Genomic DNA, 21464 nt, shown 5'->3' on the forward strand with positions numbered 1-21464 from the left:
ACCCGATCCCCGCACCCAGCCCCGCTGCCACCGCAGCCAAGACCCCCAGAACCCGTCCGCCCAACAGCCACCCGAAACAGCCCCCGCCCGCCACCCCGCACATCACCAGGACAAACGTGATCATCAACTGGATGCGGGCCACGGGCGAAAACCTCATACCCAGCAGTATGCACACCCACCCCACCCACACCCCCCACCCGCAAGCGACCCCGCCTCCACCCGCCGGCACCGGCCGCCGCCTCGGCCCCGAGCCCCGCTTGTATCGGCCGAAGGCCCTCGGACCGGGTATCGGTACTGGTCAGAGGCCAGGCAGGGTCGAGAGTGATCTTCGTATCCGGCGCCGATTGATGCTCGGCGGCAGGTCCCGAAGGATGTCGAGCCGCTCGGCGGACAGCTCGCGGGCGCCAGCCGCGTCCAGGACGCCGCGGATCGTCTTCGGGCCCGCCTGGTACTGCTGGGCGAGGACCTTGACTGCGGCGCCTTCGCCGAACACCTCGCCCCCTCCTTCGCCGCCTGGACCGGGTCGAGCGCGGCGAGGCAGGGCGGGGCGGGGCCTGGCTTCTCGCTGATCGTGTCGGGCTGGCGCACCAGCAAGGCGGCGAGGACGGAGACCGTCAACTCGGTGCCCGGGTCGTCGGAGGCCGGGTCCATGCCGGACAGCAGGCCGGACTCCGCCTGCAGGTGCAGGCCGCGGCGGATGAACTCGGCCGGGTCGCCGGTATGGCTCTCAGGAGTCTTGTGCAGGATTCACATATGACGTCTGGAGCAGGTCGGCGGGGATCCGGCCGACGGCGATGGCGACCGCTTCGGCGGCCGTGGTGACGTGATGCAGGTCGGGGCCGTTCCACCACTCTCTGATGGTGTACTCGCCGGTTCCCCGGGGTGCGTGGATCGAGACGAAGGGCGGGGAGAAAGGGACGTCAGGCGTGTTGGAGAAGCTCAGTGCCCAGTGGCTCGTGAAGGGGTAGAGCCCGCGGAGCTTCGGTTCGACATGGGCTGACTCGATGAGCGCCTTGTACTGCGAGCAGTCGGCGTCATCGGCGTCCTTCAGCAGCCACTGCCACTCTGAGGCGATGACGCCGGCGGGGTTGTTGTCGGGGACCTCGAAACGCCCGGTCAGCGGGTCGAAGGTCGCGGCCTGCCTGATCTCGTCGAGGCTCGCCCCCTCCGCCCAGCCGCGGATCACTCGGGGAAGTGCACGTATGTCAGTGGTGTTGCCGCAGACCATGAGCCTGTCGTTGGACGAGCCCCAGATGGTCCACTTCCGCTCGTGATGCCACGCTGTGACGTAGGCCGAGTGGCGATGCGGGACGACACTGGTGAACGCGGCATGACGCAGCGGATCGGACGGGGTCGCGGCCATGGAGAGGGACATACCTTGGTCGGCAGCTGCGGCTTGGAGTGCTGCGGCGAGGCTGCCGTGGGCGGCCACGTCCGGGTAGAGGATGGCGGGGTCTGGTTCGCGACTCATGGTGTTCCGATCTTCATGCCTGTGTGGCGGCCGTCGCAGGGAGTAAAAGGGAGGCGGGATCCCGATCCGGTGGGAGCGGCGACCCGTTCCGGGAGCGGGCAGGTGGGACGCCCTGACTGGATTCGGAGCGGGGGCGGGGCCGAGCGATTCTGCCCCCGTGCCGCATTCGATGGGCCTGCCCCGACCCTACTCGTCCGCGTCGCCGTCCCTCGGCCTCGAACGGGTCACAGGGTCGCGGCGACGCAGCCAACAGGCTGGTTCCGCGGACCGCTTCAGCGGCCGAGCACAACCAAGTCGGCGTCGGCATGCCCCAGCGGGCCGAGCCGCGGGACGTCCTCGTCCAGGCCGTCGTGCTCGCGCCGGCCGGCGGGCAGGACGCGCAACTGTTCAACGGCGGCGTGCAGGTAGCAGGTGCTCCACAGCACTTCGGCGATGAGGACCAAGGCGGGCGCACCGAGCTGGTCCCCCTCACCCCTCGCGGTCGACCACACGGAGCAGGTGCAGGGGCCCTCGCAGGCGACCCGGCTGAACAGGCCGCCACCGGGGCCGGGTGCGGGAGCCGCCGAGCGAAGGTCGGCGACAGGCCGGTCCGCACCGCCAACTCGTCGAATGTCAGCGCGGCCCCGGCCCGCCGCGCGTGCGACCGCCGAGTCCGCGCCACACCCGGCCCAGGTCCGCCGACGTCAGAAGGCCGACGAGGGAACGGCCTCTGCGAATCTCCACCACAACGGACGTACTTCGGGACAACAACTGCTCGTCGGCGACGACCAATGCGTCGCGCAGGTGGGCGGCGTGGCCGAGCCAGATCAAGGCATGCTGCTGGTCCAGCGTCCGCACCTGATAGGTGCTCGGCCCGCGCGGCTCGTCGAGCACGCGGACATCGAACCGTGAGATCTCAAGAACCAGGCGCTGGCGACTGAGTACCTGAACACGATCTGTAACGCCCCTGCGGATCCAGGAGCTCGCAATGCCAGCGGCTTGGGCCAAACCGTTCACCCCTGTCACGTCAGGCGGGTTCGGGGGGCCTTCGTGCCGAAGGGCGTCGCGCCGGAACTGGTACGTCGGTTCATCGGAATCTATGTGTCCTCCTCGGGTGGTGGCTCCCCAGTCTGCCCGACGGCATGGGCGAGCCGTCGTCGTGGGACTCGCACACATGCGCAGTGGCCGAACGTGGGCACCATGCCCGGGTCGGTCGCCATCCTGGCTCTATAGGCGACAAGTGACTCCAGTCGGAGAGCGATATCGGACTCCACCTCGCGTGGGTGGAGTTCGCGTTGATGGGATTTGCTCCAATGGAGGTCTGGTCGTGGGAGCATCGGGGTGCTAGCGAGCGTGAGGGGACTTCAGTGCCCGGCTCCAAGGTCGAGTTGTATGCCGCGATCCGTCGTGATGCGCGGGAGTTGGGTCTGTCCAGTCGCGCTCTGGCGCTGAAGTACTCGGTGGGTCGGCACACAGTGGCTCTCGCGCTGGAGTCGGCGTGGCCCACCGCCCGGAAGCGGATGCCGCCGCGGGGTTCACGTCTTGATCCGTACAAGCTGGCCATCGACGGGATGCTGCGGGCTGATCTGGACGCTCCGCGCAAGCAGCGGCACACACTCACGCGGATCTTCCACCGGTTGCTCGACGAGTACGGCGCTGAGGAAGTGTCGTACGCGATGGTCCGTGACTACGTCTTCGACCGGCGCCGGGAGATCCGGGTCGAGGAGAGCCGCGGACCGCCGGCCTCGTTCATCCCGCCGACCCACCGCCCGGGCGATGAGGCGGAGGTCGATTTCGGGGACGTGTGGATCAACCTGGCCGGCACCCTGACGAAGTGCTTCCTGTTGCGGGCGGTGGTGGCCCAGGTGCTGGGCCTGACCCGGCGCCGGGTGGAATCCGAGCGGTGGACGGCGTTCCGCTCGCACTCTTCGATCACCAGTTTCTACTGCCACCCAGGCATTGAGGGCGCCCGTGAGAAGGGCGGGGTTGAGGGACAGATCGGCTGGTTCCGCAGAAACCACCTGGTCCCCGTCCCGCAGGTGGACACCCTCGCGGAACTGAATCTGCTGGTCGAGCAGTGGGACCGGCAGAACAACGACCGCCGCATCCGGCTCCGCCCCAAGACCATTGGGGAGTACTTCCAGGCCGAGCGCCCGCTGTTGGTGCCGCTGCCTGACAAGGTCTTCGAGACGGGGTTCGTCTCCTCGGTGCGGGTTGACCGCTACGGGCAAGTCTCGGCCCGCACCAACCGCTATTCGGTGCCGGTGCGGCTGATCGACCAGATGGTACGGATCGTCCTACGCCTCAGAGCTCGTCGTCTACGACGGCCCCAAGGAAGTGGCCCGCCACGAGCGGCTGATCGCCAAGGGCGGATCACAGTTGGACCTGGACCACTATCTCGAGGCCCTGGTCCGCAAGCCTGGCGCCTTTCCCGGCGCCACGCGCTCGAGCAGGCCCGTTCGGCCGGCAAGTTCACCCCGGTCCACGACGCCTGGTGGCAGGCCGCACGCAAGGCCCACGGCGACCCCGAGGGCACCCGGGCCCTGATCTCGGTACTGCTCCTGCACCGGCACATGACCCACGAGGACGTGGTCGCCGGGATCGCGACCGCTCTGAAGGCCGGCGCACTGACCGCGGACGCCGTCGCCCTGGAGGCCCGCAAAGCAGCCGACACCGATGCCCGCGTGCCAGCCCCGCACCAGGAACGGATCACGCGCCCGGCGGAGGGCGGGGCGACGGTGACCTCGCTGACCGCGCGCCGGCTGGCCGCGCTGCCGCCCGACCCCAGGCCGCTGCCGTCGGTGGTTGCCTACGACGAACTGCTACGGCTGCGCCGCCGGCACGCGGACCATCCGCCCAACAGGGGGAATCATGAGCGCAAAGCGCAACCGGGGACTGACCGAGGAAGCCGCGGACGCGGCAGTGGACCAGGCATGCCGAATGCTGCGGCTGCCCACGATCCGAGCCCAGTACCCGGAACTGGCCGCGGCCGCCGAACAGGACCAGATGACCTACCGCGGCTTTCTGGCCGAGCTGCTGATGTCGGAATGACACGACAGGGCCCGGCGCCGCTCCGAGCGGCGCATCAAGGCGGCCGGCTTCCCGCGCGACAAGTCCCTCCGGGCCTTCGATTTCGACGCCAACCCGGCCATCGACCCTGCGGCCATCCACACCCTGTCCTCCTGTGACTGGGTCAAGAAGAGCATGCCGCTCTGCCTGACCGGCGACTCGGGGACCGGGAAGTCACACCTGCTGATCGCGCTCGGCACCGAGGCCGCGATGCACGGCTACCGGGTCAAGTACGTCCTCGCGACCAAACTCGTCAACGAACTCGTCGAAGCCGCCGACGAGAAACTCCTCGCCAAGACCATCGCCCGCTACGGCCGCGTCGACCTTCTCTGCATTGACGAGCTCGGCTACATGGAACTGGACCGGCGAGGCGCCGAACTCCTCTTCCAGGTTCTGACCGAGCACGAGGAAAAGAGCTCTGTGGCGATAGCCTCCAACGAATCCTTCGGAGGCTGGACGAAAACCTTCACCGATCCCCGGCTCTGCGCTGCCATCGTGGACCGCCTCACCTTCGGCGGCAACATCATCGAGACCGGCACCGACTCCTACCGCCTGGCCGTCACACGAGCCCGCGCCGAAGCGGCCGCAGCCGTCACGAGCTGACGTCTATCCAGGTCACGGGGCTAAGTCCTGTCTTCTTTGTCAGCTGCAGGCGCTTGTGGATGGTCCACGGTGGTGCCGTCTGGATTCAGCCCGAAGGCGGCCGCGAGAACGGCGACGAGATCCGCTTCCGGAAGTGCGGCACGTATGCCAGCCACGACCTGAGGGAAGTCTTCATCGTCGATGAAGCCCATGTATTCCTGGCGCAGTCGGTAAATAGCCTCGACAAGCTCGGGCCGTAGTTGCATCCAGGCACGAGACGAACGGATCTGTTCCTCGACCTGGTCCATGAACCAGCGCATGACGTCGTAGGGGACTTCCAAGTGACGCCCGCGAGGGTCGAAACAGACCGTCGGTTCTCGTGCAGGATCCTCGTCGGGGACGACTGCGGTCACAAGGTGGAGTTGCTCGGCGGCGAGCTCCAGTTCCAAGTACCAGGCGTCATCGGCTACGGAGTACATCGCGGTGATCGCGTAGTGGCCATTGGGGTGTGGGAGGGGCATGGCCGCATGCTTTCACGCTCGCCAAGGCGGGGCATCGCGAGCCCTACCGCCACAGCTCGGACCGGCTTGATCCACCGGTCCGAGAGGTCGACCACGATCCAGAACGGCCGAAATATCACCCGCTCACCTGTCCGAGGTGGAGTCACTTCTCACATTCAGATCTTGCCCCTGAGACCCTTGAACGGAGTCAGAACTGACCTACTTCTGGAGTCAGTTGTCACTGACACAGCCACCCTGCACTGCACCACCGATCTGGCCAAGGCCGCCCGGCAGAGAGGGGGCGCGGCCTCGCAGCTGACGGTGCGACAGCACCGCGGTACACATGTTCCGCGCCTGCACCAAGCGTGACCGTGTTCAGGGAGCGGCGGACAGCATGCCGTGGATCCGCCCGCTCTCGCCGGACCTGGCCAGCATGTCCACGATGACCAGCTGGTCGGTGTCGTTGCGCCAGAGGACGGCCGCACCGGACGAAGGCGTCACGTCCTGCACCGTCCCCAGAACGTCCTTGTTGCCCCGGTTGACAGCCTGGAAATCGCCCTGCGACACCGTCCCCGTGTTGCTCACCTGGACGGTCACCGTCTCACCGGGGCTCGTGTACACCCGATCACAACGCTCGAAGCCTTCGGGCGTAACTCCACAGGTGTACGGGACACTGTCTGCCGCGCCGGCAGGCGTGACGACGGCCAGCATGAGCCCGGCGAACACGCCGCACGTGCACCGGCGTAGCCACCGGCCCCGTCGCGTGGCCGGCCGCCCGAAGGGTGCGTCGCCCGGCGCCGGGTGGTCCTCATGCGTACGGTCGGCACGACCGAAGCAGGGTGTGACGCCGCCGACGTCTGCCGGGGCCGGATCGGTGGTCTTCATAAGCTGCTCTTTTCGCCGCCCGATGGGGCGGCGAACGCCTCACCGGCTCCGCTGACGGCGCACACTGCGCCCTCCCTTCGGATTCTCGTCCGGGCTAGTGGCACCCGCAACTGGCCACCAGAACTCCCTGTTCAGCCGGGTTGTCGCGCTGGAGGCGGTGGGAGCGCCGCCGCGCACGGATTTCGGGCTCCATGCGGTTCCGCCTCCCTCAGGTCCGCTCGACTACGGCTCCCTGCGCGGGCCCAGCAGCCCGAAGCTCGGCGGCCGGCTCGGCCGGGTAGGCGTCCGGGGCCGAGGACCGCGCAGGACCCTTGCCTGCTGTGGACGCGACGGAAAGGGATGCGGCAGCAGGGCGGGCGCGGACCGCGGCCGGACTTTCCGCAACACCGCAGTCGATGAGGCGATCGACATGGATCGTGAGAGAGGGGTCACGGTCGCCGCGCTGTCCGACCACAGCAAGTTCACCGGCACGTCCTGCTTCTTCAGCACGTTGCGCCCGCTGCCGTAGCCGTTCAGTGCGACCTCCACCGCCAGGTCGTCCAGGTCATGCGGCATCGGCACCCGCAGCCGCAGCCGCAGCCGCCGAATGCCGGATGCCGGTACCGCGCCTCCGGCCGGCGCCCTCCTTGACATCCGCGCCCCCCTCGATCCACTATTCACTACTCAAATAGTGAAAGGGTGTTTGCCGGGATGATCGAATACCGGATCGACCGGCGCAGCGGGGTTGCCACCTACGTACAGATCGTCCAGCAGACCAAGCAGGCCCTGCGCCTGGGCCTGCTGGAGCCGGGCGACAAGCTTCCGGCTGCCCGAGAGGTCGTGGAGGCCACGGCGGTCAATCCGAACACGGTGCTCAAGGCCTACCGGGAACTGGAACGCGAGGGCCTGGTCGAGGCCCGGCGAGGCCTCGGCACCTTCGTGCGCAGGTCGCTCGGTGCCACACCGAGTGACTCTCCGCTACGCGGCGAGCTCTCCGAGTGGGCGTCGCGTGCTCGGGCGGCCGGCCTGGAGCGGGATGACGTGGCGGCACTCTTCGCTGTCGTGCTGGACGAGCACTTCGATACCACCGAGAAGGAACAGGATCACCGATGACGAGCAGTGCCATAGAGGCAACCGGGCTGGGGAAGGCGTTCCGGCGGCGCGGCGGGTGGGCCCTGCGTGACTGTACGTTTCAGCTGCCGGCCGGACGTATCAGTGCGCTCGTGGGGCCCAACGGCGCGGGCAAGTCGACGCTGCTCGCCCTGGCGGCAGGGCTGATCGCCCCCGGCGAGGGTTCGATCACGGTGCTCGGCGGCCACCCGGCCCACGTGCGGCCCCGGATCGGCTTCGTCTCCCAGGACAAGCCGCTGTACCCGCAGCTCACCGTCGCCGAGACCCTCCACATGGGCGCCGATCTCAACCCCGGCCGGTGGGACGCGGGCACCGCGGAGCGGGTCGCGGCGGGCGGCGGCCTGGACCTCGGGGCTCGCGTCCGCTCGCTGTCCGGCGGCCAGCGCACCCGCGTGGCGCTCGCCCTCGCTCTCGCCAAGCGGCCGGAACTGCTGCTGCTGGACGAGCCGGTGGCCGACCTCGACCCGCTGGCCCGGCACGAGCTGATGGGCACGCTCATGGCCACGGCCGCGCGGTACGGCACCACCATCGTGATGTCCTCGCACGTCATCGCCGAACTGGAGGATTCCTGCGACCACTTGCTGCTGATCGGCGACGGCCGGGTGCGCCTGGCGGGTGACATCGACGACTTGCTCGCCGTGCACTCCCTGATCACCGGGCCCGCAGGCAAGGCTTCCACGGGCGCCGACTTCGACCTGGCCCCGCACACCACGGTGGAAGCCCGTATCACCGGTCGCCAGGCCACCGCCCTCGTCCGTCCCGCAGGCCCGCTGCCCGCCGGCTGGCAGACGAACGACCTGTCCCTGGAGACGCTGGTCCTCGCCCACCTGCGCAACCCGGATGCGCCCCCGCTCACTCTCGGCGCCGCTTCCGCATCTGATTCCGCTTCCGCCTCACTCACGTCCCAGGAAGCGACTTCCGCCTCCGCCATGCCCCAGGAGGAGCCCGCATGACCGCCGTTGCCCCCACCGCTCCCGCGGCCACCCGGCATCCGTCCCCCGCGCCCCGTCTGAGCTGGTGGCTGCTGCGCCTGCACCGGCCGGCACTGTGCGTCTGGGTCGGCCTCGTGGTCCTGCTCTCGGCCGCGCTGCTGTGGCTGGGCGGCCCGCTCACCGACGCCTCCGCGGCGGCGTGGGAGCAGTACAACGCGTGCGCCGGGGCGTCGCAGTGCACGTACGACCAGCCCGCGATCATCCGCTACAAGGACGTCTACTCCGCCACCACGTTCGCCGTCGTCGCCCTCCCCTTCCTCGTGGCCGCCTGGGCCGGGGCCACACTGACCAGCAAGGAACTGGAGACGGGCACCGCTCGGCTCACCTGGGCCCAGTCGGTTTCCCCGGTGCGCTGGCTCACCGTCAAACTCGCCCTCCCGGCCACCCTCGTCGTCGCAGGCACCGGGCTGGTCGTCGCGCTGCACCACCTCGCCTGGTCGGCCGGGAAGGGCCGCATAGACACCGCGAAGTCCTGGTCCGACTTTCCGACCTTCTACTCGGGCGGGCCGCTCACGGTCGCCCTGGCCCTCCTGGGCCTCGTCGTCGGAGTCCTGGTCGGCCTGCTCTGGTGCCGCTCCCTTCCCGCTCTCGGCACCTCCGTCGTCGCCACGACCGGCGTGTTCGCCATCGTCCACACAGCACTGCCCCACCTGTGGCCCAGCGTGCCCCAGGTGCACAACCGGGTGCAGGGCGCTCCGTCGGGCACGGGGATCATGGTCGACGAGGGCGTCCTCACCTCCACAGGCGCCCGACTGTCGGACCCCTACTGCGGCGGCGACGTCTTCCCTGACTGCCGCGCCACGTACGACAAGCTCGACGTCGTCGGCTACTACCGCGACTTCCACCCCCTCTCCCACTACTGGCCCCTCCAGCTCATGGCGACGGCCCTCACCTGCGCCATCGTCGCGGTACTGGTCTTCGCCGCGTACCGCGTGCTGAAGAGCCGTACGGGCGGCACCCCGCGCGGCGCGAGCACCACTGTGTGAGCGCCGCCCCGCGCTCACGAGGCACTGCCCCGTAAGAACTGCCTCGTGAGCACCGGCCCGTGTGCACTGTCGCGTGACTGTCGCCATGTGACGTGAGAGTGCCTGTCCACGCCGTCCCCAGCCTCCCTGCGAACCGGCGAACCGGCGAACCGGCGGGCGGTACGAAGTCGCACGTGAGGCGGGGAGGGGCGCCGGGCAACTTCCCCGCGATCGCGGCTGCCCCGGCACCCGCCACCGCGCCGTTGAGACCGCGCGGCGTGTGCCCGTCCGGCACGGGGTACGGCACCGCGGCGATGACGTCCCGATCCCCGGCCGACAGTGGTGCCGCCACGGCCATCGCCGTCTCATGAAACAGCCCGCGCGCCCTGGGGACCGGCGCGATGGCGCTCGCCGCAGCCCGCTCCAGAGCAAGAGCCGTACGTACGGTGCACGGCCTCCACACCGGGGACTCGCACCGCCATCACGGACCGGGCCGCCGGAACCCGCTCTCAACCGTGACCCTCGCTGTCGCTTTCGCCGGACAGGGCCCCACGCCTCTCAAGGCCGTGATGCAAACCCCTCCGTAGAGCGCTCCGGTACAGACGGCCCTCTCCCGCTTCCCCTCTCACCGCACCCCACTCTCACTTCGTCATGCCCTCATGCCCTCATGCCCTCACCTCTTCTTCAAAGGTTGATGCCTGATGTCGCAAGCAGCTCGAAAACAGGAGCCGCGGTCTCGTTCCGCAGCCAAGCCCTTCGCCGGCGGACGACGGTGGGACCGGCTGGTACTTCTGGCGTGCGCGGTGTCGGCACTCGTGGTGGGGTTGGCGTCGCCCGACCACACCTCTCAGAAGGTGTGGGGGCTGGTCGGCGCGGCGGGATACGCCTGTGCGGCGCTGGTCGCGGCGCGGTCGTCCACGCCGTGGGCCCGAACTCCCGCCGTGGTCGCCGTCACCGGTGCGGCTGCCGTACCGCTGCTGTACCTGTCGGTGATCGGCAGGGCGCAGATGGAAGTCGGCGTCGTGGAACGGGCCGCCGAGCTGCTGTTCTCCACCGGAACTCCGTACAACCCCGCGCCGCACGCCGTACGTGACTTCAATCCCTACCTTCCCGGCATGGCACTCTTCGGGATACCGCACCTGTTGTTCGGTGACACCCCGTTCGCCAGCGCCCGCGTGTGGTTCCTCGTCGGATTCCTCGCGGCCGTAGCGGGAGCCGTGCAGGTGCTGACCAGGGGTGGTGGCCTCACCACGGGGCCGAGTGGCACCGCGCGCGGCGCCACCGCCGGGCTGACGGGCGCCTTCTGGCTGATCGCCTGTCCGGTCGTCGCACTGCCCCTGAGCATCGGCGGCGTGGACCCGCCGGTCATCGGACTGCTCTGCCTTGCCCTGGCCTTCACCCAGCGGGGTCAAGCCGGGCGCGCGGGCCTGGCCGTGGGGGCGGCCGCCGTTCTGAAGTGGACCGCCTGTCCGGCCATCCCGGTGATCGTTGCCGTATTGGCGGTACGGGGTGGCAGGCGTGCCGCGTTCAGGTGCGCGGCAGCGGCCATCGGGCTGGCCGTGCTGGCCATCACGCCCGCGGCGCTGGTCGACACCAGCGCCTTCTACCAGAACGTCGTCCTCTACCCGCTGGGACTCGGCCCCACGGCGTCTTCCGCTCAGAGTCCCCTGCTCGGGCACCTGATCGTTCTGCTGCTTCCGCACGGCAAGGCGGTGACCACGGCGCTGATCGCGTTGAGCGCGGTGGGGGTGGGGGCGTCGCTGCTGGTCCGCCCGCCGCGGACCACCGTCGCCGCCGCCGACAGGCTGGCCCTGGGGCTGCTCCTGGCGATAGCACTGTCCCCGGCCACCCGCATCGGCTACGCCATCTACCCCATCGTCCTCATCGTCTGGCCCCGCTTCACCGCCCGCCTGTCTGCCGACCCGCTGCCGCCCGCCATCCCGCGAGCGAACCGCCATACCACTGGCGGACCCCGGCAAACCGCCTGTGCACCCCCGCCACAGCCGGCCCCCTGCCCCCGCACTGGTCCCCGGCCGGCCACGATCCCCGCCGCCGACGGCAGCGCGGGCACCACGAAACCGACCCGCTACTCGGAACAGCCGACTTCGTAGGCGAAGTCTGCCCACCGAAACACCTGGATCGGCGCCTGCCCGCCCTGCCGAAGGCCAGGCAGGCACCGGTCATCGGATCCGCCAGTCGATATTGACGTTGAAGGTGGACGTGCTTCCATCCGCAGCGGTCAAGGTGACCGGCCCCAAGGTGATGATCACGACGGAGCCGCCTCCCGAGCCCCGATAGAAGCCGGCCGCCCTGGTGATCCGGACGGCCAGAGCCGCGAGGGATGCCGCTACCTGTTCGTCAGCGTCCGCTTTTGCCTGGGTCAGAGCGTGGCGGCCATGGGCTTCTGCCCAGTCCCGAACGCTGCGGGCATCGCGGCTCATCTCCGGGAGGATGCTCTCGTTCGCCCAGGCCCACAGCCACGAGCCCGACGAGGGGGTGAAGCCGGCCAGGATCTGCGCGGGCGCCGTCGCGGTCTTGTCCGGGAACGTACACGTGATGAGCCCGGTCTTCTGATCCAGACCCCAGCGGTCCGCCGAACCCAGTCCCCAGGACACGTGTGCCCGAGCCAGCCGGTCGATGATGTCTTCGCCCTGCAGCAGCGTAGTCAGGTCGGCGGAATCGACTCCCTGAGCCGGTCTCTCCGGCCTGCCGGCCCGTTTGAACAATCCGCACGAGCGCCAGGCCGGCCGGTCAGGTGGGTAACGACGTGATCGGGAGCCTGCGGAGTTGCGCAAACGTCCGCCCAGCGTCGTGGGAGCCGGAGCTCTTATCCAGAGCCATGCACAGGGCGAACCCATGGCGTGGCGGAGCGGTCGTATCAGGTGAGGGCGGCGGCCAGGAGGGCGAAGGCGGCGATGATGACGGCGACGCGGGCGTAGTGGTAGCGCTCCCAGCGGTTCATCTGCTCTTTCCAGTCGGCAGGCCGGTTCTCGGGGGTCCAGGTCTTGCCCCGGTTGTTGATCGGGACGAGCAGCAGGAGCGACATGATCACGCTGAGGATCAGCAGCGCGCCTGCGATGACCACGAGGACGGCGCCGGGGCGGTGCCGTCCGGCGACGGCCCAGATCGCGACGAGGGCGAGTGAGCCGATGTACCAGACCGGCATCACGGCGCCGAGCATCCGGCCCCCGTGGGAGCGGCCGAGTTGGCCGCTGTCCTCGGGAAGGGCGTCGAGGATGCGGTTGATGACGAAGGCGACGGAGAACTCCACCCCCACCATCACGCCGACGACCACGACGGTGAAGACCTCGAGCGCGTTGAGCATGACGACCCCTCCAGATATCTAGCACCGCTAGCTGTTCAGGCAACGCTAGCCCTACCGCCGCTCCGTTGTCTAGCAATGCTAGGATCGGATCATGTCGGTACAGGAACGCAAGCAGCGCGAAAGGGCGGACCGCGAGCGCCTCATCGTGGCGACGGCCCGCGAACTCGCCGAACAGCAGGGCTGGGACGCGGTCACCACCCGCCGGCTCGCCGAGCGCATCGAATACAGCCAGCCCGTCCTCTACAGCCACTTCCGCGGCAAGCGCGAGATCATCGGCGCCGTCGCCCTCGAGGGCGCCACCGAGATGGCCTCCGCCGTACGGGCCGCGGCCTCCGCCGCGGACTGCCCCCGCACCCGGGTCACCGCCCTCGCCCGCACCTACCTGGAGTTCGCCGAACGCAACCCGGCTGTCTACGACGCCATGTTCCAGCTCGACGGCGGTCTGGCGTTCGCGCACGAGGACACTCCGCAGCCACTGAAGGACGCGTTCGCCGCCCTGCTGGAAAGCCTCGGCGACGTCGCCGGAGACGACGTCCACCCGGGACTGTTCACCGAGGTGTTCTGGGCCGCCCTGCACGGGCTGGCCACCCTGACCCGGGCGGGACGGCTGCCCCCGGAGGACACCGATCGGAGGGTGAAGCTCCTGGTGGACCGACTCGCCAGGGCCTGACACACCGTCCGGCAGGCATACGGCCGGGACCCTCGGGCCCCGCCTCTGCCTGCTGCGAGCCGAACCACCGGCCTCGGACGGCGCTCCACACCCCACCCAGGAGCCCGGCCGGCGGGCCCCAGCCGGCTGAGCCTCCGCTGGCGCGCCGCCCCGGCGCTCGCGCTGCGGGCCGGGGCGGAGGCGGTGTTGACCGGTCCACGGGCAGTCCCTAGCGTGTACGCCACTTCGTGAACACCGGGCCTGGGGACCTGGAGGCTGTGGTGACCACTGTTCGTGGCACCGGCACGGGCGACGGCCCACGGCTACTTCGGCTGGCGGCCGACCTCGCCGCGGCTGCCGCCGCGGCAGAACACCTCGACGCGCACCGCGCCGAACTGCTGGACGTCCTCACCCGGTACGAAAGCTTCGAGGCGGCGACCGACGAGATCGGCCGCTCCATCGACACGCTGCGCAACCTCCACCGCGAAGTACCGGGACTGCGCACCGCCCGGGCGGGGACGACCGCGGTGTTCCTCCCGGTGAACCTGCCGCTGTACTCCCTGGTGCTGTTCGCGGCCGTTCCGTCACTGGCAGCGGATTCGCTCACCGCGCGGGGGCCGGCCGCCACGGCCGAATGGCATGCGCAGGTCCTCGCGGTGAGCGGCCTGCGCCGGTACTTCCCCCGGCTGGAACTCGTCCACACCACCCGTCGTGCGTTCCTCCGGGACCGGGTCCGCGATGCCACGACGGTGATCTTCACCGGGCGCTACGAGAACGCCGAGTCGGTCCGGCGGGAGTGCCCGAGAGCGCTCTTCCTGTTCGAGGGCAGCGGGCCGAACCCGATCGTCGTCGGGCCGCGTGCCGACCTCGACGTCTCCTTCGATCGCATCGTCACCGCGCGGCTGTTCAACGGCGGGCAGGACTGCGCCGGACCGGACGCCTACCTCGTGCACACCAGCCGGGCCGAGGAGTTCCTGGCCCGGCTCCTCGCGACCCTCGCCGCACTGCCGACCGGCAGCTACCGCGACCCTCTGGTCCGGGTCGGGCCCGTCCTCAACCGGGCTCCGCTTCGCGACCTCGCCCGCCGGCTGGAGGAGGTCGCACACGACGTGGTCGTCGGCGGGGCTGTCGATCCGGGGACCGCGACCGTCCAACCGACCGTCGTCGTCCGCCCGCTGTCCCACCACGACCGGCTCGTCGAGTTCTTCGCGCCGGTCTTCTACATCCTGCGCTACGGCGGCCCCGCCGAACTCGACGGGTTCTTCGCACGCGACGAGTACACGTCGCGGGCCATGTACGCCTCCTTCTTCGGCGAGGACGTGCCCGCGGCGCTGTACGCGAACTCCACGGTGCTCACCGGCTGCACGGTGCTCGACGTCGAACGGGGCAACGACCCGTACGGCGGCTATGGCCCCCGGGCGAACTACGTCGCCCGCGGCGGCCGGGTGCTGGAGGTCGCGCCCATCCTCATCACCGCCTGCCTCGCCCGCCACGGCGGCGGCGAACCTCCGAGGGAGAGCCATGCCCAAGTCCGTCGTATGGCAGTACAGCAGGGACCGGACGCCGTTACCGGGCGCCGCCCGTGAAGCGCTCGCAGCGCGCGCGGAACTGCTGGACTCGCTCCCCGGGTACGCCGACCCGGGACCGTCGACCGCCTCGACCTGCTACGTATGGCCCACCGACGACTGCGCGGTGGGCTGCGCGCACTGCAACTTCGCCTCCCCGCGGTCCTCGGACAGCATCCCGCGCCATCGCATCGCCGAAGACGTGGACCGCACCATGGAGTTCGTCAACGGCATGGGCCTGTGGAAGGCCGTACTGTCCGGTGGCGGCGAGCCGATGCAAGAGCCCGCCTTCTGCCAGGAGTTCATCGCACGCGTCGACTCCCCGCAGCTCCGGGAAGTGGAGCTGATCACCAGCGGTTCCTTCGCCACCAGCAGGGAAGACGCACGCCACGGCATCGAGGGCCTCGTCGCGGCCTGGCGCGGACGGCCGGCCGCGCGGGCCGCCGCCGCCTTCACGCTGCGGATCAGCGTGGACTGGTTCCACGCCGCGCGGATCGGCCTGCGTCCGGTGGCGGACATCCTGGAAGTCCTGGCAGCGCGGAGTACACCGGCGTCGGCTGCTACATCCGTTCCGTCCTGCTGGACGGCGACACCACCATCGGGGACCTCGCCCTGCTCCTCGGGGCCGACCTGTCGCCCGTCGAGGACTACCAGCAGACGATGACGCTGCCGGACGGACGGACCGTACTCGTCTACTACAAGAACCTCATCCTCGACGGACGGATGACGGCACGCAGACTGGCCGCACTGCCCGTGACGCTGCCGGACGCCTCCCGGGCGGAGGTCTTCGGCGAACGGTTCCGGGCCGCGTCCGGGAAGCAGGTGCCGGCGCGGGTCTACAACGGGCCCTCCGTCGTCCATCTCGACGGCCTCGCCTGCGTCCTGGAGGCTTCGGGTGGCGTGAAGATCCTGGAGGGCCATCACCCCCGCCGGTATCCGACCCTGCCCGACGCCCCGGACTGGCCGCGGGCCCTGGAATTCCTGTACACCGATCCGATCACGGTCGCGCTGGTGGACGGCGGGCCGGAACACCTGGTGGAGCTCCTGTCCGAGGAGTATCCCGAGGCTGCCTCCGTCGCCGCCGACACCAACCAGCTGTACTACCTGAGCGACCGGATCCTCGCCGACCCGCTGGTGAGTCTGCACGCCACGGTGCGGGCGGTGGAGCACCATGTGGCGACCGGCCGGCTCGGCCCCGCGGCGGCCGTCCCGGCTGCCCGTGCGCGTGCACACTGGGAAAGCCTGCGGTGAACGGCCCCGGGGCGAACACTCCCGCGGTGAGCCGCCCTGCGATGAGCGATCCTGGGATGAGCGGTCCTGCGACGAGTGCGCCCGCCGCCCGCCCCCTCGCGATCGTCCTGCTCGGTCCGCCCGCCTCGGGGAAGACCACCGCGGTACGCGGCCTGCTGGCCGAACCCCCCGCTACGGGTACAGCGCACTTCAAGGTCCGAGGCCATCTGGCCCTGCTCGTGTCCGAGGGGGACCGTATCGCCGTGCCGTACCGCGAGCGGCTCCGGCGGCGCGAGGTCCTGCCGGACCCCGTCGTCCGCCACTCCTTCGCGGACTTCGTGCGCAGGACCGCGCCGGCCCCCGTCGTCCTGGTGGAGGGCTACCCGAAGTCCCCGGCCCAACTGGCGGACCTGCGGGGGGTACTGGATGCGGCCGGGGGACGCCTGGGCGGGGCGATCGTGATCGACGCCCCCGACCCGGTGATCCGGGCCCGGGCCGGCCGGCGGCTCGCCTGTCCGGACTGCGACGTGAGCGCCGCAGCCGGAGAGCGGGCCTCCTGCCCCGACTGCGGCGCGCCGATGCTTCCCCGGGCGGACGACCGGCAGGTGCGACTCGACGCCCGCATCGCGCAGTTCAGGTCCTCGGGCCGGTTCCTGTGGGAGGCGCGGGACGCACCGGTCCCGGTCGAGACCCTCGACGGCAGGCTGCCCCCGCAGGCTCTCACCGACCGCCTGCGGGACGCGGTACGACGGCTCACCGGGCCGCACTCCGGCCGGATCACCGTCCCGTGAACCTCTGGCGGCGCAGGAAGCGAGTGCGGACATGGCCATGACCACGACGGTGGTGTTCGGTGCCCGGTCCGGGAGGTGGGAGGGGCTGCGGCCGCTCACCGGTCTCGGCGTGGAGCTGCACGTCGAGCTCTCCGGCATCGGGCCGGCGGAGCTGTTGTTCCTCGTGGCCCCCGACGCTCCGGCCGCTCTCGCCGGGCGCGGCGTCCTGCCGTCCGGCCCGCCGGCCGCGTCCTACGCCGCCTGCGTCGCAGCCCTGCGGCGCGCCGCCCGTGCCGCGGCCGGGCCGGACGTGGAGGTCGAAGCCCTCGGCGCGGTGGCGGCCTTCGCCGGTACGGCCGCCTCCGGCAACCCCGGGGACGCCACCGCCGGCGACACGGTGCCCTTCACCGCCGTGACCCTCGCCGCGGACCGGGTGTTCTCCCGCACCCACCGCTGCCCCGAGCCGGGCGGTCGGCCCTTGAACCGCGCCGACTGGTCGCGGTGGTTCCTGGAGGGCGAGCGGCACGCGTTCGTCGAGGCGGACATCGAGGAGCGCGCCGCGGACGACCTCGACATCGTCGAACGCGAGATCAAACTCGACGCGCCGACCGACCCCCGCGCTGCGGCCCGGCGGCTGCGGCTCGGTGACGGCGTGCACCTGGCGTCCGGCACTCCGGTGCCGGACGTCCACTTCCACCGGGTGTACGACGTGGGTGACTCCGGCCTCTTCGAGATGACCTCCGACCCGGTCGCCGGGCCCCGGCTGCTCAAGTACAAGTACGAGATCGGGACACCGGCGGACCCGGTGTACCGGCGCTTCGAGGTCGTGGAGCCCGCCACCCCCGCCGTCTTCCGGCGCGTGGTGGCCGCCCTCGCCCCGGAAGCCGATCCGGACCGCCTCCGCGTCACCCCGTACTTCGACCGCAACCGGGTGAAGACCAACGTCTACCTGGCCGGCTCGCGCAGCGTCTACGAGGTCTTCGCCGACCATTCGGAGTTCCTCGGCGGCGGCCACCGGCCCTTCGACCAGGTGGAGATCGAGTACGTGGGCGTCATCGACCGGGCCGACCGGGTCGTCGCCTGGGGCCGGGACGGCGGCGGCCACCTCGACGCCGAGTTCGAGACCGTACGGAGGGCGGTCGTCACGGCGTTCGCCGCCCAGGGGATCCCGTTGGCGCCGTCCCGCCGCCGCAAGTACGACTGGGCGGTGGCCGAGTTCTTCCGCCCGGACACGTGACAGCACAGTCCGCTGCCCCTCATGCAGGTGAGCCGTCAAGCCGTGGGCTGGTCGCTGCCCCATTGCCCTCGCGGAACCTGGGCCCTGTCGCCGGCCTCCGGACCGGGGTCCTCCGGCTGTGGCACCGGGCCGGATCCCATGACCGAATGATCGTCGCCCTGCCTTCCCTGGACAAGGCGCCCGCGGGAGGCCGCCACGGGGGTTCGCCTCGTGGATCGGCCGGCGCCCTGCCACAGCGTGGCGACCAGTGGGCCGCGCCTGGGCCGCCAGGGCGACCGAGGGGGCATCGCGGCCATCGGGCCTGCCCACCTCGGCATTGCTCAGCATGACCCATGTGGCTCAGCGGTCCGGTGGGCCCCGGTGTTCGCGGTGGTCGGCCCCCGCCGGCGTGACCTGCGGCGCTGGTTCGGCTGCCGGTTGCCCGGGCGTCGCGGGGCTGTGCGCGCAGGGCGGGCAGCCGGGCAGTGTCGCCCGCTCCGGCCACGTCGTGACCTGTTCGCCGCTGAAGCAGTCGCCGTCCCGGCCGGGAACGACCAGCCGGGGTTCCACGCTCAGGAGCAGGGGAAGGTACTCGCCCTCCGGCAGCAGCGCTCCGAACGCATCGACCACGCCGCCGTCGTCCGGATCGTCCAGTGCGCCGGTGAGCCGTTCCTGCACGCTCCACAGTAGAAGCTGAGCTCGAAGGCAGGATCGTCGTCGACCATGAGCAAGCGGCACCGCGGCCCGCCGCCGATCGCCTGCAGTCCGTGTCGAAGCGCAACCGCGCCTCGGGGCGGGACGCCGAGGCAGCGCGCGTGGCCCGGGCCGGCGTTGCGGCGACCCGGGCGGCCGGTCAGGCCTCGGTCGCCTGGGGCCGGGGCGGCTGCGGGGTGAGCCGCTTGAGGCCCTTGCGGTCGTAGTAGGTGGTCATCGCGAAGCCGAAGAGCAGTGCCAGCACCGTACCGAGCGCGATCATGATCCAGGAGCGGGTGAGGCCGGCGTCGCCGCGCGCGTCGAAGTAGAGGATCGCCCGTACGCCGTCGCTGAGCTGGCGCATCGGTTCGAAGTGCGAGAGGAAACGGTAGAAGTCGGGTACGGCCTGCAGCGGGACCGTCGCTCCCGACGAGGGCAGTCCCAGCACGATGAACACGAACATCGACACGAGCTGCCCGATGCCGCCGAACGCGGCGTTGATGGCCTGGACGCCCAGCCCCACGGCGAGCGCCGCGCAGTACGAGTACACCCACAGCAGCGGCAGGTGGGAGGCGTCCATACCCAGGATGCCGACGCACGCCACCATCACCAGCGTGGTGCTGACGAGCGTGATGCCGGCCGTCATCAGCATCTTCAGGAGCAGCGTCTGCGTCCGGTCGATCGGCACCGTCGGGCGGCGCGTGTGCCAGGGGCCGATCTCGTTGTCGGCGTAGCCGAGGGCGGTGTCCACGCCGTTGCTGATGACGTTGCCGCCCATGAACCCGGCCAGCACGAGCAGCAGGGTGTAGTAGAAGGCCGTCAGGCCCAGCCCGCTGCGGCTGCCGATCGGGTGCCCGACCTGCGTGACGACGTCCACCGGATCGGCCAGCAGCAACCTCGTGGCGGGAGCGGCGGAGGCGCCGGCGGCCGCCGTGAGCTGTTCGCCGACCGCCTGGGACGCGCGGTGGGCGGCCTGCGTCGTGATCTGGCCGGCCAGCGAGGATCCGAGGCTGCCCTTGCCGGGATTGGTGAGCACGGTCAGCGTCGGCAGGCGGGTGGCCTCGGCCGTGGACAGCGCCGTGACGGCGTCGGTGAATCCGGCGGGAACCACCAGCGCGCCGTAGACCTGGCCGGAGTCCAGCTGGTCCCGTGCCTGCGCGAGACTCAGCTTGCGCCATTGCGCCTTGCCGCCCGCCGGGTCGGCGGTGATGGAGGCGGTGATCTGCGCGCCCAGGTTCTGCTGCTGTCCCGGCGGCGGCTTGCCCGTGTCCTCGTTGACCAGGGCGATGGGGAGGTCCCGCAACTGCGCGTTGGGGTTGACGATGCCGCCCATGTAGAGGAGGGACAGCAGCAGGGCCAGCAGGCCCGTGAGGATCGTGGGCACCAGCCACAGCTGGGGGCGGCGTACGAGGGCCGCAGCGGTGGCTTCAGGGGCGACGGTCGGGGGCATCGGGCTCCGTAGCTTCCCGGCGGGCCGGGCTCGAACGACAGGGGAGGCGGCCGCGCCGCACGGGGCCTCAGGATCTCCCCGTAACGGTGGAGGTGGCCGCGCACCTCGCGCAGGGGCCCCGAACCCGCGCCACGGGACCACCGGAACAGCCCACCCCGTATCCCGTATCCCGTATCCCGTATCCCGCGGTGCCCGATGTCCCTCGGTGCGACCGGGTCCGGCGGAAGCGGTGGTGCGGTGGCGCACCTGAACACTGGGCTCGGGAACTCCCCGGCCGGCGGCTGCTGCCGGGGCACGGCGCACCGGATGGCGCACCAGGGACTGCGGCACAACTCGGTCTTTGCATACCGTACTTCGCGCACACCCGCCGGTCACGGTCGTGGCGCGATCAGCGTCAACCGGGGCATACCGCACGGGCAGTGGGGCATGGGGTGGCACTGTCGGCCCGACTCGTAGGATGAGCCCTCGAACATTGCAATCGCAGATTCTTACGGGGGCTCGGGTGAGCAGCACGTCCTTCGACGCGGAGTGGGCCGGACTCAAGGAAGGGACGGCGGCCGCAACGCAGATGCGGCTCGCGAGCGCCGCACCCGACGGCGGCGGGGACGGCGGGGATGCCGGGGGCGAAGATCTCAAGTCCGACCAGGCAGTGTGGAACAAGGCCAGCAACGACGTCGGGCAACTGGTATCAGGGATCAAGAAGGCCCAGACCGCATTCGAGGCCGGCCAAAAGGGCGCGGCCGTCTCCGGCGTGGACAGCGCTGCCGCGCAGAGCGAGCTCTACCAGTCCTGGAAGACGTACCTGGACGGCCTGGCGGGCAAGTGCAGCGCATTGCAGGGCCCGATGGTCCAGGCCGGCAAGGGCCAGGTCGCCAACGACGACGCGCTGCGCGCCGACTTCACCCGAATGAACGACCAGTACAAGGACACGCCCGCCACCGGAGGCCGGTGAACACCGGAACTCAGGAAGCAAGCACAGCAACCGGACCGGGTGCGCGGGACGGGACCGCGTA

Annotated in this window: 21 protein-coding genes and 2 pseudogenes; 13 read left to right on the plus strand and 10 right to left on the minus strand. The window is 70.6% G+C overall.

Features of this window, described 5'->3' with window-relative positions:
- Positions 1-298: 298 nt before the first annotated feature.
- From E6U81_RS29470 to E6U81_RS29480, 4 genes are all read right to left on the minus strand, one after another.
- Positions 299-493, minus strand: a complete 195-nt coding sequence (locus tag E6U81_RS29470; protein WP_136233074.1) for a hypothetical protein — start codon at positions 491-493, stop codon at positions 299-301.
- 234 nt (positions 494-727) lie between these two features.
- Positions 728-1471, minus strand: coding sequence for a DUF6193 family natural product biosynthesis protein (locus tag E6U81_RS29475; RefSeq protein ID WP_136233075.1), 744 nt, complete (start codon positions 1469-1471; stop codon positions 728-730).
- 272 nt (positions 1472-1743) lie between these two features.
- Positions 1744-1962, minus strand: a complete 219-nt coding sequence (locus E6U81_RS40075; RefSeq protein ID WP_168714768.1) for a transposase — start codon at positions 1960-1962, stop codon at positions 1744-1746.
- 121 nt (positions 1963-2083) lie between these two features.
- Positions 2084-2344, minus strand: coding sequence for a hypothetical protein (locus E6U81_RS29480; protein WP_136233076.1), 261 nt, complete (start codon positions 2342-2344; stop codon positions 2084-2086).
- Between the two features lie 419 nt (positions 2345-2763).
- On the opposite strand from E6U81_RS29480, the pseudogene E6U81_RS41275 reads away from it, so the two are divergent.
- Both E6U81_RS41275 and istB read left to right on the plus strand, forming a co-directional pair.
- A pseudogene (locus E6U81_RS41275) lies at positions 2764-4275 on the plus strand (IS21 family transposase); the annotation flags it as partial.
- A 46-nt stretch (positions 4276-4321) separates the two neighbouring features.
- Positions 4322-5122 (plus strand): annotated as a pseudogene (gene istB, locus E6U81_RS29490) (IS21-like element helper ATPase IstB).
- Between the two features lie 20 nt (positions 5123-5142).
- Here the strand turns inward: istB and E6U81_RS29495 are convergent.
- The gene (locus E6U81_RS29495; protein WP_136233077.1) at positions 5143-5622 is read right to left on the minus strand and encodes a hypothetical protein; all 480 of its coding nucleotides are present in this window, start codon (positions 5620-5622) and stop codon (positions 5143-5145) included.
- A gap of 354 nt (positions 5623-5976) precedes the next feature.
- Positions 5977-6486: a hypothetical protein gene (locus tag E6U81_RS29500; protein WP_136233078.1), complete on the minus strand. Its 510-nt coding sequence runs from the start codon at positions 6484-6486 to the stop codon at positions 5977-5979.
- A gap of 690 nt (positions 6487-7176) precedes the next feature.
- Here E6U81_RS29500 and E6U81_RS29505 point away from each other — a divergent pair.
- From E6U81_RS29505 to E6U81_RS29520, 4 genes are all read left to right on the plus strand, one after another.
- Positions 7177-7578, plus strand: coding sequence for a GntR family transcriptional regulator (locus E6U81_RS29505; RefSeq protein ID WP_136233079.1), 402 nt, complete (start codon positions 7177-7179; stop codon positions 7576-7578).
- Entirely contained in the window at positions 7575-8549 is a 975-nt protein-coding gene (locus E6U81_RS29510; protein ID WP_136233080.1) for an ABC transporter ATP-binding protein, read from the plus strand. The genes E6U81_RS29505 and E6U81_RS29510 overlap by 4 nt, the downstream gene beginning before the upstream one ends.
- On the plus strand, positions 8546-9574 hold the full coding sequence (locus tag E6U81_RS29515) for an ABC transporter permease (protein WP_136233081.1): 1029 nt from the start codon (positions 8546-8548) through the stop codon (positions 9572-9574). Before E6U81_RS29510 ends, E6U81_RS29515 begins: the two co-directional genes overlap by 4 nt.
- 794 nt (positions 9575-10368) lie before the next feature.
- On the plus strand, positions 10369-11664 hold the full coding sequence (locus E6U81_RS29520) for a glycosyltransferase 87 family protein (RefSeq protein ID WP_240804082.1): 1296 nt from the start codon (positions 10369-10371) through the stop codon (positions 11662-11664).
- Positions 11665-11733: 69 nt separating this feature from the next.
- Here the strand turns inward: E6U81_RS29520 and E6U81_RS29525 are convergent, their stop codons facing one another.
- The gene (locus tag E6U81_RS29525) at positions 11734-12279 is read right to left on the minus strand and encodes a DUF6882 domain-containing protein (RefSeq protein ID WP_136233082.1); all 546 of its coding nucleotides are present in this window, start codon (positions 12277-12279) and stop codon (positions 11734-11736) included.
- 152 nt (positions 12280-12431) lie between these two features.
- On the minus strand, positions 12432-12878 hold the full coding sequence (locus E6U81_RS29530; protein WP_136233083.1) for a DUF1772 domain-containing protein: 447 nt from the start codon (positions 12876-12878) through the stop codon (positions 12432-12434).
- 91 nt (positions 12879-12969) lie between these two features.
- Between E6U81_RS29530 and E6U81_RS29535 the strand changes: the two genes are divergently transcribed.
- The 6 genes from E6U81_RS29535 to E6U81_RS29560 all read left to right on the plus strand — a co-directional run bounded on the left by E6U81_RS29535 (position 12970) and on the right by E6U81_RS29560 (position 18329).
- The gene (locus tag E6U81_RS29535) at positions 12970-13548 is read left to right on the plus strand and encodes a TetR/AcrR family transcriptional regulator (protein WP_136233084.1); all 579 of its coding nucleotides are present in this window, start codon (positions 12970-12972) and stop codon (positions 13546-13548) included.
- Positions 13549-13808: 260 nt separating this feature from the next.
- The gene (locus tag E6U81_RS29540; RefSeq protein ID WP_168714769.1) at positions 13809-15113 is read left to right on the plus strand and encodes an aldehyde dehydrogenase family protein; all 1305 of its coding nucleotides are present in this window, start codon (positions 13809-13811) and stop codon (positions 15111-15113) included.
- Complete coding sequence (locus tag E6U81_RS29545) at positions 15049-15756, plus strand: radical SAM protein (RefSeq protein WP_136233086.1); 708 nt, start codon at positions 15049-15051, stop codon at positions 15754-15756. The genes E6U81_RS29540 and E6U81_RS29545 overlap by 65 nt, the downstream gene beginning before the upstream one ends.
- On the plus strand, positions 15753-16343 hold the full coding sequence (locus tag E6U81_RS29550) for a hypothetical protein (protein ID WP_136233087.1): 591 nt from the start codon (positions 15753-15755) through the stop codon (positions 16341-16343). The genes E6U81_RS29545 and E6U81_RS29550 overlap by 4 nt, the downstream gene beginning before the upstream one ends.
- A 56-nt stretch (positions 16344-16399) precedes the next feature.
- Complete coding sequence (locus tag E6U81_RS29555; RefSeq protein WP_136233088.1) at positions 16400-17113, plus strand: hypothetical protein; 714 nt, start codon at positions 16400-16402, stop codon at positions 17111-17113.
- A 31-nt stretch (positions 17114-17144) separates the two neighbouring features.
- The gene (locus tag E6U81_RS29560) at positions 17145-18329 is read left to right on the plus strand and encodes a hypothetical protein (protein ID WP_136233089.1); all 1185 of its coding nucleotides are present in this window, start codon (positions 17145-17147) and stop codon (positions 18327-18329) included.
- 339 nt (positions 18330-18668) lie between these two features.
- On the opposite strand, the gene E6U81_RS40080 is transcribed toward E6U81_RS29560, so the two are convergent.
- Positions 18669-18986: a hypothetical protein gene (locus E6U81_RS40080; RefSeq protein WP_168714766.1), complete on the minus strand. Its 318-nt coding sequence runs from the start codon at positions 18984-18986 to the stop codon at positions 18669-18671.
- Positions 18987-19161: 175 nt separating this feature from the next.
- Complete coding sequence (locus E6U81_RS29565; protein ID WP_136233090.1) at positions 19162-20451, minus strand: DUF3533 domain-containing protein; 1290 nt, start codon at positions 20449-20451, stop codon at positions 19162-19164.
- Positions 20452-20953: 502 nt separating this feature from the next.
- Here E6U81_RS29565 and E6U81_RS29570 point away from each other — a divergent pair.
- Positions 20954-21403 (plus strand): hypothetical protein, encoded by a 450-nt coding sequence (locus E6U81_RS29570; protein WP_136233091.1) that lies wholly within the window; start codon positions 20954-20956, stop codon positions 21401-21403.
- Positions 21404-21464: the final 61 nt, after the last annotated feature.

Origin of the sequence: Streptomyces sp. A0592, assembly GCF_004795115.1 — a bacterium.
GTDB lineage: Bacteria > Actinomycetota > Actinomycetes > Streptomycetales > Streptomycetaceae > Streptomyces > Streptomyces erythrochromogenes.